Origin of the sequence: Novosphingobium sp. KCTC 2891, from assembly GCF_025938155.1 — a bacterium.
GTDB lineage: Bacteria > Pseudomonadota > Alphaproteobacteria > Sphingomonadales > Sphingomonadaceae > Novosphingobium.
In genome coordinates this window covers 367,939-383,176 of record NZ_JAPCZG010000001.1, presented here as the reverse complement: position 1 = coordinate 383,176, position 15,238 = coordinate 367,939, and the positions used below count along the sequence as shown (strand labels likewise).

At 67.3% G+C, this 15,238-nt stretch carries 23 protein-coding genes; 4 read left to right on the top strand and 19 right to left on the bottom strand.

The window, feature by feature from the left end:
- Positions 1–29: 29 nt before the first annotated feature.
- The 6 genes from leuD to OLX02_RS01840 form a co-directional block, all read right to left on the bottom strand.
- Complete coding sequence (leuD, locus tag OLX02_RS01865; RefSeq protein ID WP_264419718.1) at positions 30–632, bottom strand: 3-isopropylmalate dehydratase small subunit; 603 nt, start codon at positions 630–632, stop codon at positions 30–32.
- 55 nt (positions 633–687) lie between these two features.
- Positions 688–855: an LPXTG cell wall anchor domain-containing protein gene (locus OLX02_RS01860; protein WP_264420333.1), complete on the bottom strand. Its 168-nt coding sequence runs from the start codon at positions 853–855 to the stop codon at positions 688–690.
- A gap of 62 nt (positions 856–917) precedes the next feature.
- Complete coding sequence (locus OLX02_RS01855) at positions 918–1,412, bottom strand: DNA-deoxyinosine glycosylase (protein ID WP_264419717.1); 495 nt, start codon at positions 1,410–1,412, stop codon at positions 918–920.
- Positions 1,409–2,494, bottom strand: coding sequence for a zinc ribbon domain-containing protein (locus OLX02_RS01850; RefSeq protein ID WP_264419715.1), 1,086 nt, complete (start codon positions 2,492–2,494; stop codon positions 1,409–1,411). The genes OLX02_RS01855 and OLX02_RS01850 overlap by 4 nt, the downstream gene beginning before the upstream one ends.
- Before the next feature lie 74 nt (positions 2,495–2,568).
- The gene (gene leuC, locus OLX02_RS01845) at positions 2,569–4,005 is read right to left on the bottom strand and encodes a 3-isopropylmalate dehydratase large subunit (RefSeq protein WP_264419714.1); all 1,437 of its coding nucleotides are present in this window, start codon (positions 4,003–4,005) and stop codon (positions 2,569–2,571) included.
- Positions 4,006–4,104: 99 nt separating this feature from the next.
- Positions 4,105–4,482, bottom strand: coding sequence for a hypothetical protein (locus OLX02_RS01840; RefSeq protein ID WP_264419712.1), 378 nt, complete (start codon positions 4,480–4,482; stop codon positions 4,105–4,107).
- 139 nt (positions 4,483–4,621) lie between these two features.
- Between OLX02_RS01840 and OLX02_RS01835 the strand changes: the two genes are divergently transcribed.
- Entirely contained in the window at positions 4,622–5,140 is a 519-nt protein-coding gene (locus OLX02_RS01835; protein WP_264419710.1) for a sterol desaturase family protein, read from the top strand.
- A complete protein-coding gene (locus OLX02_RS01830; RefSeq protein WP_264419708.1) occupies positions 5,133–5,891 on the top strand; it encodes a hypothetical protein in 759 nt (252 codons plus the stop codon). Before OLX02_RS01835 ends, OLX02_RS01830 begins: the two co-directional genes overlap by 8 nt.
- On the opposite strand, the gene OLX02_RS01825 is transcribed toward OLX02_RS01830, so the two are convergent.
- The 12 genes from OLX02_RS01825 to OLX02_RS01770 form a co-directional block, all read right to left on the bottom strand.
- A complete protein-coding gene (locus OLX02_RS01825) occupies positions 5,878–6,426 on the bottom strand; it encodes a hypothetical protein (protein ID WP_264419706.1) in 549 nt (182 codons plus the stop codon). The genes OLX02_RS01830 and OLX02_RS01825 overlap by 14 nt on opposite strands.
- Positions 6,427–6,559: 133 nt before the next feature.
- Positions 6,560–8,413: a calcium-binding protein gene (locus OLX02_RS01820; protein ID WP_264419704.1), complete on the bottom strand. Its 1,854-nt coding sequence runs from the start codon at positions 8,411–8,413 to the stop codon at positions 6,560–6,562.
- A 128-nt stretch (positions 8,414–8,541) separates the two neighbouring features.
- The gene (locus OLX02_RS01815) at positions 8,542–8,892 is read right to left on the bottom strand and encodes a YbaN family protein (RefSeq protein WP_264419702.1); all 351 of its coding nucleotides are present in this window, start codon (positions 8,890–8,892) and stop codon (positions 8,542–8,544) included.
- Between the two features lie 5 nt (positions 8,893–8,897).
- Complete coding sequence (locus OLX02_RS01810; RefSeq protein WP_264419700.1) at positions 8,898–9,311, bottom strand: SufE family protein; 414 nt, start codon at positions 9,309–9,311, stop codon at positions 8,898–8,900.
- A 52-nt stretch (positions 9,312–9,363) separates the two neighbouring features.
- The gene (locus OLX02_RS01805) at positions 9,364–9,600 is read right to left on the bottom strand and encodes a hypothetical protein (protein WP_264419699.1); all 237 of its coding nucleotides are present in this window, start codon (positions 9,598–9,600) and stop codon (positions 9,364–9,366) included.
- 31 nt (positions 9,601–9,631) lie between these two features.
- A complete protein-coding gene (locus tag OLX02_RS01800) occupies positions 9,632–9,871 on the bottom strand; it encodes a hypothetical protein (RefSeq protein WP_264419698.1) in 240 nt (79 codons plus the stop codon).
- Between the two features lie 13 nt (positions 9,872–9,884).
- Positions 9,885–10,205, bottom strand: coding sequence for a hypothetical protein (locus tag OLX02_RS01795; protein ID WP_413630031.1), 321 nt, complete (start codon positions 10,203–10,205; stop codon positions 9,885–9,887).
- The gene (locus OLX02_RS01790) at positions 10,202–10,480 is read right to left on the bottom strand and encodes a hypothetical protein (protein WP_264419697.1); all 279 of its coding nucleotides are present in this window, start codon (positions 10,478–10,480) and stop codon (positions 10,202–10,204) included. Before OLX02_RS01790 ends, OLX02_RS01795 begins: the two co-directional genes overlap by 4 nt.
- A 39-nt stretch (positions 10,481–10,519) precedes the next feature.
- Positions 10,520–10,897 (bottom strand): envelope stress response membrane protein PspC, encoded by a 378-nt coding sequence (pspC, locus tag OLX02_RS01785; protein ID WP_264419695.1) that lies wholly within the window; start codon positions 10,895–10,897, stop codon positions 10,520–10,522.
- Positions 10,894–11,202, bottom strand: coding sequence for an envelope stress response membrane protein PspB (pspB, locus tag OLX02_RS01780; protein WP_264419693.1), 309 nt, complete (start codon positions 11,200–11,202; stop codon positions 10,894–10,896). The genes pspC and pspB overlap by 4 nt, the downstream gene beginning before the upstream one ends.
- Complete coding sequence (pspA, locus tag OLX02_RS01775) at positions 11,202–12,029, bottom strand: phage shock protein PspA (RefSeq protein ID WP_264419691.1); 828 nt, start codon at positions 12,027–12,029, stop codon at positions 11,202–11,204. Before pspA ends, pspB begins: the two co-directional genes overlap by 1 nt.
- Complete coding sequence (locus OLX02_RS01770; RefSeq protein ID WP_264419689.1) at positions 12,026–12,184, bottom strand: hypothetical protein; 159 nt, start codon at positions 12,182–12,184, stop codon at positions 12,026–12,028. Before OLX02_RS01770 ends, pspA begins: the two co-directional genes overlap by 4 nt.
- A 188-nt stretch (positions 12,185–12,372) precedes the next feature.
- Between OLX02_RS01770 and pspF the strand changes: the two genes are divergently transcribed.
- Both pspF and recF read left to right on the top strand, forming a co-directional pair.
- Complete coding sequence (gene pspF / locus OLX02_RS01765; protein WP_264419687.1) at positions 12,373–13,401, top strand: phage shock protein operon transcriptional activator; 1,029 nt, start codon at positions 12,373–12,375, stop codon at positions 13,399–13,401.
- A gap of 50 nt (positions 13,402–13,451) precedes the next feature.
- Positions 13,452–14,525: a DNA replication/repair protein RecF gene (recF, locus tag OLX02_RS01760; RefSeq protein ID WP_264419685.1), complete on the top strand. Its 1,074-nt coding sequence runs from the start codon at positions 13,452–13,454 to the stop codon at positions 14,523–14,525.
- Here recF and OLX02_RS01755 read toward each other — a convergent pair.
- Complete coding sequence (locus OLX02_RS01755; RefSeq protein WP_264419683.1) at positions 14,522–15,211, bottom strand: arylesterase; 690 nt, start codon at positions 15,209–15,211, stop codon at positions 14,522–14,524. The two genes, recF and OLX02_RS01755, sit on opposite strands and share 4 nt — an antisense overlap.
- Positions 15,212–15,238: the final 27 nt, after the last annotated feature.

Here is a 15,238-nt window from a genome sequence, read left to right as displayed (position 1 = left end):
GGCGCGCGGCGGCAAAACGGACGGACCGTTCAGGCGGCGACAGCAGTGCCCTGCGCGAGGAAGCCCCGTTCGGCGCGGACCTTGTCCTCGAACGTGGAAATGGCGGCGTCACGGGCCATCGTCAGACCCACTTCGTCCAGACCGTTCAGCAGGCAGTGCTTGCGGAAAGGATCGATCTCGAATGCAAAGCGATCCTGGAACGGCGTGGTGACCGTCTGCGCTTCAAGGTCGATGTGGATGGGGTCGGTCTTGGCCACCTCGACCAGCCGGTCCACCGCTTCCTGTGGCAGCACGACGGTGAGAATACCGTTCTTGAACGCGTTGCCCGAGAAGATGTCCGAGAAGGATGGTGCAATCACCGCCTTGATGCCCATGTCGAGCAAGGCCCACGCGGCGTGTTCGCGGCTGGAGCCGCAGCCGAAATTGTCGCCTGCAACGAGGATCGGCGAGCCGGCGAACTCGGCGCTGTCGAACAGGTTGTCGGGATCCTGGCGCAGGGCTTCGAACGCGCCGCGCCCGAGTCCTTCGCGGCTGATCGTCTTCAGCCAATGCGCGGGGATGATGACGTCGGTATCGACGTTCTTGCGCCCAAAGGGATAGGCGCGGCCTTCGATCTGGCTAACCGGTTCCATGGCGCCCGCTATAACCGGGGCGGAGCGCCATGCAACAGCCGATCGACGGGTATTGTCAGTCGGTTTCGGGCGTGTCGACCGGCGGTGCCTTGGGCACTTCGCCCTTTTCAGCGCGTTCCTTGCGGCGCGAAGCATAAAGCAGGGCCGCCGCGAGCGCCGCCGAGCCGATTGCCGCACCTGCCATCGCTGCCTTGCCGGTCCAGTTTTCGGTCTTCTTGCTCACAAGCCGCTCCTAACGTGGTTGGAACGCGGCACGATTGGCGAGGCACCGCGCGATTGCAACATTCATCGCAGGTATTTCCGCAGGAAATCCCACGAAGCCTGCTTTTCGGCAGGCGTGACGCGGCAATAGGCCGGGCTGCTGGACGGAAGCTGAACGAGCGCGAGATCGTGGCGCGCGGCCAGCTGGCGGCGGCCGATGCGCCACGAGGTGCCGCCGTTGAAGCCCACCGCGCGCAGGCCCGCGAGCGTGGCGGCGAGATCGGCGAGCGGGGCTGCTTCCACCTCGCGGATCGCGGTATCAAGGCTGCCGGCGCGGCGCGCGGTGGCCACGCTGTCCCACAGGCCCACGCCCGCTTCGAGCAGCGCGGCCAGCCGCGTCTCGTAATCGAGCGGGACCAGATCGCGCTCGATCACCCCGCCGATCAGCCGCCAGAACTGGTTGGCTGGGTGCGCGTAGTACCGCTGCGCGGCAAGGCTCACCTCCCCCGGCAAGCTGCCCAAGACGAGGACGCGGGTGTGCGCAGCAACGACCGGGGCGAAGGCGGACTTGCGCGTCAAGCTGGTGCGGGCGCCTTGGGCGGCGGTGCCTCGGCGGCCGCAGCGGCAGGTGCCCCGCAGGTCATGCAATGGCGGAAGAACGCCATCTTGCGCGTGTTGCAGCTGGCGCAGTGGTCGAACAGGGTCAGCCCGCAGTGGACGCAATAGTTGGCTTCCGCATCGCCGGTGGTGGCGATGGGACGGTCGCATCCGGGGCAGACCTTGGCGGCCATCTTCCGGAACGCTTCGTCCTGGTCGACGCGGCTGCGGCGCTCGGCCTCGCCCTGCGCTTCGGCCGCCTGCCGGCTGGCCAGCCAGGCACGCATGTTCTTGATGAGGAAGTGCCCGGCGGCAAAAGTCAGGCCGATGCCCACGGCGTAGCGGACATAGCCGCCATAGCTGGGCAGATAGGGCACGAGTTCGACGAAGAACACGAACACCGCGGCCAGCACGAAACCCCGCGCAAGCGGCCAGTGGTCGCTCTTGCGCTTCTTCACCGCGAGCCAGACGCCGAGCCCGAGCATGGGCAGCGTGATCAGCAGGCGCAGGCCGAACACGCGCAGTTCCTGCCAGAACCGGGCGCGTTCCTGCGCGGGGATGGCCTCCTGCTCCAGCCGGAACTGGCGCATCCGCAAGGCGCTGGCCTGCTGTTCGAGCGGGGCTTTCTCGTTCTCCAGCGCGGCGATCTGTGACTGGATGGTGCGCTCGTTGCCCTTGAGCTGTTCGAGCTGGCGGGTGCGCGAAAGGACTTCGGGGTCCTGCTGCGGATCGGTGGTCGCGGTGCGTGCCTCGATCCACGCACGGAACGTGTCGGTCGCGGTGCGCGAGGCGCGCTGCGCCTGCGCCAGTTGCAGCCGTGCGATTTCCAACCTGTCGTCCAGCCGGCCAGCGGCGACGGTGGCACTGGCGATCTCGGACCGGACTCGCACAAGCTGCGGGTCGGGAGGCAGCTGCGCACCGGCCACCTGCTCATCGACCAGCGGCAGGTCGCCGATGACGAGATTACCCATGCCGATGATGAATCCGGCAAAGACCAGCGACACCAGCCAGAGCACGCCGCCATAGGCGCGTTCCTGCGCACGCACGCCCTTGATCAAGTCCATCGTCCTCGCCCCCGCTTGCTTCCGGGAGCGAGGCTAGAGGCCGATGGGGCCGCTGTAAACGTGCGTGACCGGGTTCAGGCGGGCGTGAGGTCGCGCACGTCGGTCAGCTTGCCGGTGACGGCGGCGGCAGCGGCCATCGCCGGGCTGACGAGATGAGTGCGCGCGCCCGGCCCCTGGCGGCCGACGAAGTTGCGGTTGCTGGTGGACGCGCAGCGTTCGCCGGCAGGCACCTTGTCCGGGTTCATCGCAAGGCAGGCCGAGCAGCCCGGCTCGCGCCATTCGAAGCCGGCATCGATGAAGATCTTGTCCAGCCCCTCGGCCTCGGCCTGTTCCTTGACGAGGCCCGAACCGGGGACAACGATGGCCCAGCGCACGTTCGGGGCCTTCTTGCGGCCCTTCAGGATCGCGGCGGCGGCGCGCATGTCCTCGATCCGGCTGTTGGTGCAACTGCCGATGAAGATGTTCTGCACTTCCACGTCCTGCAGCCGCTGGCCGGGAACGAGGCCCATGTATTCGAGCGACTTCTTCACCGCGTCCTGCTTCGAGGGATCGGCGAAACTTTCGGGCGCGGGGACGATGCCGGTGACCGGCAGCACGTCTTCCGGGCTGGTGCCCCAGGTAACCGAAGGCGCGATGTCCTTCGCGTCGATCACCACGACCTTGTCGTACTTCGCGCCCGGATCCGTGGCGAGGCTGGTCCACCATGCCACGGCGGCGTCCCACTGGGCGCCCCTGGGCGCCAGCGGCCGGCCCTTCAGATAGGCGACGGTCTTTTCATCGGGCGCGATCAGGCCAGCGCGCGCGCCATGCTCGATCGCCATGTTCGACACGGTGAGGCGGCCTTCGATCGACAGGTCTCGGATAACCTTGCCGGTATATTCGATGACATAGCCGGTGCCGCCCGACGCGCCGAGCACGCCGGTGATGTGCAGCACCACGTCCTTGGCCGAGACGCCGGGGAGCAGGTCGCCCTCGACGCGCACTTCCATCGACTTCGACTGCTTGAGCATCAGGGTCTGCGTGGCGAGCACGTGCTCGACCTCGCTGGTGCCGATGCCGAACGCCAGCGCGCCAAGTCCGCCGTGGCAAGCGGTGTGGCTGTCGCCGCAGACGATGGTCGCGCCGGGGAGCGAGAAGCCCTGCTCCGGCCCGACGACGTGGACGATGCCCTGCTCGCGATCGGTTGCGCCGATGTAGCGGATACCGAAATCGGGCGCGTTCTTTTCCAGCGCGGCAAGCTGCTGCGCGCTTTCGGGATCGGCGATGGGCAGGCGGTGGCCCGATGCATCGAGCCGCGCGGTTGTGGGCAGGTTGTGATCCGGCACCGCGAGCGTGAGATCGGGGCGACGCACCTTGCGCCCGGCAACGCGCAGCGCCTCGAACGCCTGCGGACTGGTCACCTCGTGAACGAGGTGCCGGTCGATGTAGATGAGGCTGGTGCCGTCGTCGCGGTTCTCGACAACGTGGGCGTCCCAGATCTTCTGGTAAAGAGTGCGCGGATTCTGAGCCATGCAAGGCGGTTAGGCGCGCCCTTCCCGCTTTTCAAGCAGGAAAGGCGCGCCTTGTTGCTTATCGGCGTAATTTAATTGCGCCTTGCGATGCACTTGCGATCAGCCGCGATGGCCGTCGCGGTCGCGGCGCTCCATGCGCAGGTGTGAGCGGACATCGTCGACGCGGCGCTGGAGCGTGCGGTATTCGCTACGGTCCAGCCCCCGGCGCGCGAAGCTGGCATACTGGCGCTGGATGTCGCGCGCTTCGCGGCGCAGGCCATCGGCCTCGCGGCGCGAGATGGTGCGGCGCTGCTCGGCGCGGTCGATCTGCTGGCGCAGGCCGTTGATCTGCTGCCGGATGTCGCCGTTCCGCGCCGGGGTCTGCCAGCCCGAATCGTGCCGATCGTGCGCATTGCCATGCCAGGCCTGCGCGCTCGCGGGCGCGGCGGCCCCGGCGATCGCGGCGGGGATCAGGGCGGCGAGAATGAGCTTCTTCATAAGGTCGGTCCTCCTTGCGGGGCGGGTGTTCCGCACCATAAAGGAATCGCCTTTCGCGCCTGAACGGACGGAAAATCTCACGTCGCAACGACGCGAGAAAGTGTCGCGGTTTGTCGCGGGAAGGACTAGGGAGGGCGGCATGAACGCAGTCGCTGCCGTCCTGATCATTGTCGCCACCGTGCTGGCGATGGAGTTCGTCGCATGGTCCAGCCACAAGTACGTGATGCACGGCTTCGGCTGGGGCTGGCACCGTGACCACCATGAGCGGCACGACGGGTTCTTCGAGAAGAACGACCTCTACGCCATTGTCGGCGCGATAATCTCGATCAGCTTCTTCGCCGTGGGCAGCCCGCTGGTGCGCGGCGCGCAAGCGTGGTGGCCGGGCACGTGGATCGGACTGGGCGTGCTGTGCTACGGCGTGATCTACACGCTGGTGCACGATGGGCTGGTCCACCAGCGCTGGTTCCGCTGGGTCCCCCGACGCGGCTACGCCAAGCGGCTGGTGCAGGCGCACAAGCTGCATCACGCGACCGAGGGCAAGGAAGGCGGCGTCAGCTTCGGCTTCGTATTCGCCCGCGATCCCGCCGTGCTGAAGCGGGAACTGAAAGCGCAGCGCGATCTTGGTATTGCGGTGCTGCGAGAGGCAATCGATGAGTGACCGGACCCACGAAAGCAAGGCCCCCGCAATCACGCTGGGCTTCTGGATCATCAAGATCCTGGCCACCACACTGGGCGAAACGGCCGGCGACACCCTGTCGATGAGCCTCGGGCTCGGTTACCTTGTCAGCACGGGAGTATTCCTGGCTGTCCTGCTCGTTCTGGTGACGGTGCAGGTGCGCGCAGCGCATTTCCGGCCGGCCCTGTACTGGGCCACGATCATCGCATCGACCACGGCGGGAACGACGCTGGCGGACTTCGCCACGCGCTCGCTCGGCATCGGCTATGCTGGCGGATCGGCTCTGCTGCTGGCGCTCGTCGCAGGATCGCTGGCGGCGTGGCACCGCACGACGGGATCAGTCTCGGTCACGCGGCTGGTCGAACCGCGCGCCGAGTGGTTCTATTGGTTGACGATCTCGCTGTCGCAGACCTTGGGCACTGCGCTGGGCGACTGGACCGCGGACAGCAATGGCCTGGGGTATCTGGGGGGAGCGGTGCTGTTCTCCATCGCGCTGGCGGGAATCGCGCTGCTCTATGCCGCGACGTCGGCGAACCGGGCAGCGCTGTTCTGGGCGGCGTTCATCCTGACCCGGCCTTTGGGCGCGACGGTGGGCGACTACCTGGACAAGCCGCTGGCCAAGGGCGGGCTGGATTTCAGCCGCCCGCTGGCATCGGCGGTGCTGCTGGTGGCCATCGTGATGCTGGTTGCAGTGCTCCCGCAGCGCGCGAAGACCGCCGTCACGCCAGGTTGATCTCGTTCAGCACGCGCTTGGCGAGGTTGCGGAAGCGCAGCGCGTCGGGGACGGTGATCGGTCGGTTGCGCGCGGCATCGGCGCGCAGGGCGCCCAGTTCGACCACCATGGCGCGGATGCGGCGGTCGAGTTCGCCGCCGTCGGCGCGGCGGGCGAGCCGGGCAAGGCCTTCCTCCACGCGTGCCCAGGCATCGAGCACGGCCGCGCCCGGGGATATTTCGAGCAGTTGCAGAAAGCGCGCGTGATCGCCCGACAGCGCGATCTCCGGCTCGTCCGGCGGGGGCGGCGGCGGAAACGGGGCGCTGGCCTCGAGCCGGTCGAGCCGTCGGGCGAAGCGGGCGGACTTGTCCCCCCAGCGCAGTTCATCAAGCCGGGCGGTGAGCGCCACCAGTTGCGCGCGAAACAGCAGCGCGACGACCAGCGCGACCAGCGGCCACGCCAGCGCGCCGGTCAACGTCACCAGCCGGTCGAACCAGTGGGCGCCCTCCGTGGCCTTGCCCACGGTGAGCATGATCGTGGCCTGCGAATCCGTCATGGGGCGCAGGATAAGGTGAGAACAAATAAGGAACAATACGGAATGCGCGCAAGGTGATACCGCCCGCCGCAAAGCGAAAGGCCGGCTCGCCCTGGGGCAAGCCGGCCTCTGCCTGTTCAGTCGATCGGAAGGATCAGAGCAGAACCATGTCGTGGAACGCGCGGTTGGCGAGTTCGCCCAGATCCTGGTTGATCACGTCGCCATCGTGCAGCGAGTTCACGCCCAGAAGGGTGATCGTGCCGCCGGTCGAAACGGTCAGCTTGAGGTCCGACACGCCATCGGCGTTGAAGTCGCCCGTGGCGGTCTTGCGGATGTAGGCATCGGCCGTGAGGACGATGACGTCGTGGCCGCTGACGAAGTCGGTGACGACATCGTTGCCGATGGCCGCCTTGTTGTCACCCCATGCGGTGAAGTCGAAGCGATCGTCGCCTTCGCCGCCGGTCAGTCGGTCGTCGCCGCGACCACCGACGAGGACGTCGTTGCCGCGCATTCCGTCAAGCACGTCGTTGCCGTTGTTGCCGAACAGCGTGTCGTTGCCCGAGCCGGCGCGGATCGTGTCGTTGCCGTTGTTGCCCGAGATGACATTGGCGGTGGCATCCCCGTTCAGCACGTCGTCGCCGTTGGCCCCATCATGGACAGTTTCGACCTTCATCAGCAGCAGCTGGCCCTGTTCGACCGTGGCGGGATCGCCGGTGGCCTTGTGGACCTGCGCGTCAAGCAGGTAGGCGCGGTGCGTGGCATCGCCCAGCAGGTTGGTGACGTCGATCACGCCCGACGATTCTTCGTCCTTGGTGATGAAGCCGGCCGCGCCCGGTGCGAACTTCGCCGGATCGAACGAGCTGATCGTCGACAGCGTGTCGCTGGCGATGTCATATTCATAGACCTTGGCGATGTAGTCCTGGTTGCCCGGGTCTTCCTGCAGGATGATCTTGCCGTTGGCGACGGTCAGGTTGTCGAACATCTTCTGGCCTTCCGAACCGTCGAGCACGGCTTCGATCGAGCCGCCGAGTTCGGGGTGCGTGATGTCGGCGAAGGTCGCCTTGTAGAGGCGCGAGTTGCCGGTGAAGCTGTTGGTGGTCGTGAAGTACAGAACGTTCTGGTTCTGCGGATCCCACGCGCTGTCTTCCGGACGCAGGAAGCTGGTCACGCCCTGCGCTTCGCTGGCGGCGTCGATCTGCGCGCCGGTCTTGCTGGCAGCATCGGCGATGGCTTCGAGCGTGAAGCTGCCGTTCGCGGCGACGGCGTTGGTCTCGTCGGTGAAGCCGGTGACCTTGATGCCATAGAGCGCGCCGTTGGTGAGGCCGGCCTTGTCGATGTCGGTCCCGGTGGCCTGCTTGTCGCCTACGTAGATGTAGACCTGGCCGTTCTGGCCGTCGTCGGTCGCGGCGACGATGGTCTTGTCCTGCGCGAAGGCGTTGGCGGTCAGGTTTTCAAATGCGAGCTTGCCGAGCGTGGGCAGGACATAGGCCTGGCCGGCGTTTTCGCCGCTGACGATCGTGGCCACGGCACGGCCTTCGACGCCGCTTTCCTCACCCGTGAGGTAGATGTGGGCCGAAGTACCGAGGCCGCTGGCGCTGTTGAGGAACGCGGTCTGGTCGGCCAGATCGCCCGAGCAGAAGCGGCTGAACGCGGTGGTGCCGACTTCATACTGCTGCGTGGCGGTGTTCCACACGTTGAGCGTCTGCATGGCATCGTCGCCGCCGATGACGGCGAGGGTCGCCTTGTCGATCACGATGCGGTCGATGTACGAACCGATCGAGCCGTGATCGCGCACGATGCCCTGGGCGTTGTTGATTTCGTGGTTGACGATGACGGTCAGCGTACCGTCGCCGTTGTCGAACGCACCGATACCGTCGGGGATGCCGCCGAACACGCCGCTGGTGCTGCCGGGAAGTGCGTCGCCCACCGTCAGAATCGTCGTGAAGGTCACGTTCGGTTCAAGCGAAAGCAGGAAGGAATCGGTGGTGGTGGAAGGTCCTGTGGCCATTGGTGGTCCCCTTTGGTGGTCAGGGGTCCGGCCTAGGCGCGGGATGTGGCAAATCCGCGAAGATTAAATTGCGTTAATGTTTCACATCGAAAACAATACCGATAACGAAAGTTCGGAATTTTCCCGCCCTACTCCGCGCGGGTCCAGATCCATGTGCCCGACAGCGCCATCACGCCCAGGGGGATCAGCACCCAGGGCCAGCCGGCGGTGAAAGCGGTCACCGCCACGCTGAGCGCCATGGCCAGCAGCGCCGCCTTCTTCGCCCGGCGAGAAATCGCGCGGCGCTCGCGCCAGTCGCGCAGCGAAGGACCGTAGGTGGGATGATCGAGCAGCCGCCGCTCCCACGCCGGATTGCCCCGCGCAAAGCAGACCATCGCCAGCAGCAGGAAAGGGACGGTGGGCAATAGCGGCAGGAAAGCTCCCACCGCACCCAGCCCCACGAAGCCTAGCCCAGCCCCGGTCCAGAGATGGCGGCGCAACGCCCCTAGCCGGCGGAGGCAAGGCGCGCGGCATGGTCGCGCACCAACGCGATCATGTTGGGCACACCCTGGGTGCGATTGGAGGACAGCTGGTTGCGAAGATCAAACGGAGCCAGCCGCGCGGCGATGTCGGTCTGCGCCACTTCGGCGGCGGGCCGGTCCTGGACCGCGGCCAGCACCAGCGCGACGATCCCCTTGGTGATCGCGGCATTGCTGTCTGCCAGGAAATGGAGGCGCCCACCCTGCCCCGTAGTGGGATAGACCCACACGCTGGCTGAACAGCCGCGTACCAGCGTAGCGTCGGTCTTCAGCGCATCGGGCATCGGCTCAAGCTCTCGCCCCAGCTCGATCAGCAGGCGATAGCGTTCATCGCCATCAAGGAATTCGTACTCTTCGAGGATGTCTTCGAGGCTCTGCATGGGACTGGCTTTAGCAGAGGCGGGCGCGGCCTCAAGGGGCGAGCGCCTGCCCTTAGAGGTCAACGCCGGCGGCGATGGCTTCCAGCTTGCGCAGGCGCTCCTTCAGGTCGGCCAATTCGATCCGACCCGCGCCCGGCAGGAGGTCCACACCTGGCTGACGGCCAAGTTCGAGGCGCTTCAGGTCGAGCCAGCCGTTCCACGCGCGCAGCAGCGCGGCAGCGAGGACGGCAAGGCCAACGAGCGCGGCAACGGCGATGACGATGGTATCGACGAGGGTTTCAGCGGGCATCGATGGCTCCCTTGCGATGCGCGCGGCCGGCTCAGCGGTCGCGCAGGGCTTCGATCTCTTGCGCGAGACGCTTCGTCTCCCGATCGTCGGTGGCGATGCGCTCCAGCACTTCCAGCCGCTTGCGCAAGTCGGCGACTTCACGCTCCAGCGAGGCGGTGTACTGGCTTTCAATGTCTTGGCCGGGGCGGCTTTCGCCGCGGTGTTTCGTCATGCGGATATTGGCCCAGGCGATGATCGCGACGATGACAACAATGGCGGTCCAGAAGCTCACGGTCGTCTTTCCCTCAATTCGCCCGCGCTTCGCGCAGGGCTTCGATCTGTCCGGCAAGGCTTGTGGCCGGGGCGGTGACGGGTTCGGCAGCAAGGCCGGCGGCAAGATCGGTGGCCCGATCCGTGGCGATCCGCTCCAGCACGCGCACCCGCTGTTCCAGCCGTTCGGCCCCGGCAGCGTATTGCGCGGCCTTTTCAGCGGTGCGCGCGGCGAGCAGTTCCAGTTCCTTCTCGCGCAGGTCCATCCGCCGCTTGTAGGCATCAAGCGCCATGCCCATCGCGCAGATGAGCAGCAGGACCAGCGCGCAGAAGGCGAATACTTCGGGGCCGGTCATTGCACGCCCCCCCTGTTTGCGCTCTCGATGCGGCGCGTGTCGCGCAGCGCCTCGATCTGGGTGGCGACATCGTAGCCCTTGTCGGTGACGATGCGTTCCAGCACGCGCACCCGTTCCTCCAGCGCCTGGCTCTGCGCGGCATATTGCGCGGCCTTTTCGGCAGTGGCGGCGGCGCGGACCTCTTCCAGCTTGCGGCTGTGCTTGGTCCAGATCGCCAGCCCGCCCAGCAGGAACGGGGCAAGCGGGATCAGCACGAAGATGGAGTCCGGATTCATGGCGATTTCCCCCTGGTTTCCCGCTTGCGCGGGGTGCTGTCAGCGCAGCTTTTCGATTTCCGCCGAGAGGCGCGGATTGCCCGAGACATAGAAGTTCTCGACGTCGGCCAACCGGCGATCGATATCGCGGAAGCTGGCGCGGACTTCGCGGGCAGTTCGGGCCGGCGACTGGCGCACGCCCTGCCAGAACTTCTGCTCGTCGCGGTCGACGTAGAGGTAGGACGGCTTCTTTTCGGACAGGAAGCCCAGCGCGAAGTAGGCGAGCGGCAGGAAGCCGAGGCCGGCGAGCGTGAGCACCACGAAGCCGAGCCGGACCCAGAGCACGTCGACCCCGGTGTAGTCGGCGATCCCGGCGCAGACGCCCATGAACTTGCCGTTGACCTTGTCGCGATAGAAGCGGGTGCGCTGCGCGGTCATTTCAGGGTCCCCTTCTTTTCGGCGAGCATCCGATCAAGCTCGCGCAGTTGCTGGTTGTCGGTTTCGCGGTCGTGGACGATGCGTGCCGGACGGAAGTCCGGGTTGTCGGCCGCGACCAGGCGTTCGACCGTGTCCATCCGTTCGTCGAGCCTGCGGGCGAGCTGGTAAAGCTCTTCCAGCAGCGCCTCGTCACCGGTGGTCAGGGTGGCGGCGGTTTTCCACCGGGTGATGTAGTGAAGAATGATCCACGGCAATCCGACGAAGATGCCCAGGATCGCCACCATCGGGACGACAATGTCTTCCATCAGCCGTTGTCCTTGCTGAGCGCGCGCTTCATCGCGGCGAGTTCCTCATCGATCTTGTCCTGCCCGGCCAGCGCGGCAATCTCGTCCGCCAGGTTGGGCGCGGTGCCGTCTGCAAGACCCAGCGCATCGGCGCGGCCCTCTGCATAATCGACCCGGCGTTCCAGCTGGTCGAAGCGGGCCAGCGCCTCGTCCACGCGCTCGTTGGTCAGCAGGCTGCGCAGGCGGACACGGTTCTCGGCGCTTTCGAGGCGCGCGGCGATCGCGGTCTGCCGGCTGCGGGCCTCGCGCAAGCGGGTCTGCAGCTTTTCGATGTCCTGCTCGTAAGCGCGCATCGAATCGTCGAGCACGCCGATCTCGGACCGGAGCTGCTCGGCCATGTCGGCCGCCTTCTTGCGTTCGACCAGCGCAGCGCGGGCCAGATCCTCGCGGTCCTTCGACAGGGCGAGCTGGGCCTTTTCGGACCAGTCGGCCTGGAGGCGGTCCAGCTTGGACACGTGGCGGTGCATTTCCTTCTGGTCGGCAATGGTGCGCGCCGCCGAGGCGCGGACTTCGACCAGCGTTTCCTCCATCTCCATGATGATCATCCGGATCATCTTGGAAGGATCGTCCGCCTTGTCGAGCAGGTCGTTGAAATTGGCGGCAATGATATCGCGCGTCCGCGAAAAGATGCCCATCAGGTTGACTCCGTTGGTGAAGGAAGGGCGCGATTGGCCGCCCGAGCCGCGATTGGCGGCACTGTTGCGAAGGGCTTCCAGCTCCGCATCGAAGCGGGAAGAACGGCGGCCGTCGTTGCCTTCGGGCCGGATCGGGGTGAGGTCCGAGGTCACGCCAGCTCGCCGGTGATCGCGGCCGAGGACGCAAGGACCTGCGGCGCGGCATGGAGCTGCTGGGTGAGCGCGAAGCAGTTCATCGCCGCCATCGCCATGATGCTGGCGAGGCTTGCGCGGCCGAGCTTGGTCGAGAAGAAGCGGGCGGTGTACATCTGAAGTCTCCGTGGTTCGCCGTGCGATCCGGCGTTGTTCACCTTTCAGCAAGCAGCGTGCCAAACCACGAAAGCCGCCGAATTGCGCGGATATGGGCGCGCGCACCGCCAGACGAAATGGTCAATCTTGCGTAAGGTTGGGAAAATGTGCCATCCCTTGGCGCGAACGCGGCAACGGAGTGTTCAGGGTGGATCGCGAAGTCCAGTTCATCGGCCAGTCGGGCGCCTTTCTCGACGCCGTAGAGCGCGCCAGCCGGGCCGCGCCGATGCGCCGGCCGGTGCTGGTGATCGGCGAGCGCGGCACGGGCAAGGAACTGATCGCCGAGCGCCTGCACCGCCTCTCCACGCGGTGGCAGGAACCGCTGGTCACCATGAACTGCGCCGCGCTGCCCGAAACGCTGATCGAGGCCGAACTGTTCGGGCACGAGGCCGGCGCCTTCACCGGCGCTACCCGGGCCCGCGTGGGCCGGTTCGAGGAAGCCGACCGGGGCACTCTGTTTCTGGACGAGCTGGGCACGCTGTCGATGGGCGCGCAGGAGCGGCTGCTGCGCGCGGTCGAATATGGCGAAGTGACCCGGATCGGCGCGAGCCGGCCGATCCGCGTGGACGTGCGCATCGTCGCCGCGACCAACGAGGACCTGCCGCGCATGGCCGGGCAAGGGCGGTTCCGCCCCGACCTGCTCGACCGGCTGAGCTTCGAGGTCATCACCCTGCCCCCGCTGCGCGTGCGCGAAGGCGACATCGCCGTGCTGGCCGACTATTTCGGCCGGCGCATGGCGGCCGAGCTGCACTGGGACGCCTGGCCCGGCTTTACCCCGCACACGCAGGCGCAGCTGGAAGGCTATGCCTGGCCTGGCAACGTGCGCGAACTGCGCAACGTGATCGAGCGCGCGGTCTATCGCTGGGACGATCCGGCGACGCCGATCGGCCATGTGCAGTTCGATCCGTTCGAAAGCCCATGGAAGCCCGCCGCTTCGCCAGCAGCGCCCGTCGCGGCCAACGATGCGCGCCCAGCGCGGCCCCCCGCGCGCGCCGAACTGGACGAAATCGCCGACTTGCGCGCAGCGGTGGAAGCGCATGAGAGGGCCATCCTGGAGCACCACCTGGGCCGCAACCGCTACAACCAGCGGCAAACCGCCAAGGCGCTGGGGCTGACGTACGACCAGTTGCGGCACTGCCTGAAGAAGCATGGGTTGCTGGAACGGGAGCAGGGCTAGGTTTTTCGGGATGTGCGCGACGCGCGAAACCCTCTAACCCCCGCTCCGCCATGGCCCTCACCCGCCTGACCCTGCGCGATTTTCGCAACCACGCCGCAACCCGGCTGGAGGACACGGCTGCGTTCAACGTGCTGGTGGGCGAGAACGGCGCGGGCAAGACCAACGTCCTGGAAGCGATCAGCCTGTTCGCGCCGGGCCGCGGCCTGCGCCGCGCGCAGCCTTCGGAAATGGCGGGACGGACCGGCGACGGCAGCTTCGCGGTGGCGGCGGAGATGGAAGGCGGAGACCTTGCGCTGGGAACGGCGACCCTCGCCTCGGCTCCCAACAGCCGCACGGTGCGGATCAACGGCGCGTCGGGACCGGCGACGCGGCTGGCCGAATGGCTTTCGATCACCTGGCTGACCCCGGCGATGGACCGGCTGTTCGCCGAAGGGCCGAGCGCGCGTCGGCGGTTCCTCGATCGGCTTGTGCTGGCGGTGCGGCCCGATCATGCGCGCACCGCCACCCGGTATGAAACGGCGCTGCGCGAACGCGGCCGGCTGCTGTCCGATCCGGCCGAGCCGGACCCGGCGTGGCTCGACGCGCTGGAAGCGCAGCTGGCGGAAACCGGAACGGCCCTGGCAGGGGCGCGGCGCGCGCTGGTGGGCGATCTGGCGGCAGTGATCGAGACACTGCCCGAACAGCCCTTTGCGCGCCCCGCGCTGGCCTATGCCAGCGAGACCCCCGCGGACGAGGACGCGCTGCGCCGGGCCTTGCGCGAAGGTCGCCGCCGCGACCGCGCCGCCGGGCGCACCCTGACGGGGCCGCACCGCGACGATCTGGCGGTCATGCTGGCGGCCAAGAACGCGCCCGCCGCCGATTGTTCGACCGGGGAACAGAAGGCGATGCTGATCGCCATCGTGCTGGCCCACGCCGCGCTGACCGCGGGCCCACGCCCGCGCCTGCTGCTGCTGGACGAGATCGCGGCGCATCTCGACCCGCTGCGCCGCGCCGCGCTTTACGAGCGGCTGGCAGCATCCGGCGCGCAAGTGTGGATGACGGGGACGGAAATCGCGCCCTTTGCCGAGATCGCCGGAGAAGCAGCGGTGTGGCGCGTCGCGGAAGGGGCGGCCCTGCGGGTCTAACCCCGCGTCGCTGCCTTCAGGGTCGCCGCAACCTGTCCCTCGGTGGCCGCCACGATACGGTCGATGCCTTGCGCATTGGGGTGGAGATGATCGCCCAGCAGCAGGGCATCGTTGCCGACCACCGGCTGGAGGAAGAACGGCACCAGCGGCACCTTGTATTTCGCCGCAAGAGCGGGCCAGATCGGATTGAATTGCTTGACGTAATCCGCACCGAGATTGGGCGCGGCAAGCATGCCGGTGAGCATCGCGGGGATCTGGCGTCGCTTGAGCTCGGCCAGGATCGCATCGAGATTGGCGCGCGTTTCGGCCGGAGGCAGACCGCGCAGCATATCGTTGCCGCCCAGCCCCACAAGCACGAGCGCGGGCTTCACCGGCTGGTTGTCCAGCGTAAAGGCCAGCCGCTGCCGCGCGGCGGCGGTGGTATCGCCCGATACGCCCGCATTGACCACGCGCGCGCCGGTGCCGCCGGCATTGAGCGCGGCTTCGAGCTTGGCCGGATAGCTTTCACCCGGGGCCAGCTGGTAGCCGGCGTAGAGGCTGTCTCCGAACGCGAGGATCACCGGAGCGTTTGCGGGGACCGGCGCTGCGGCATGGGCCGCCCCTGTCGCGGTGGGCTGCGGCGCGGGCGCGGGCTGCGACGAGCAGGCGGCGAGCAGCAACAGGGCAGTAATCGACAGGCGGCGCATCGGGCACTTTCGGGCAGGTTGCTTGAT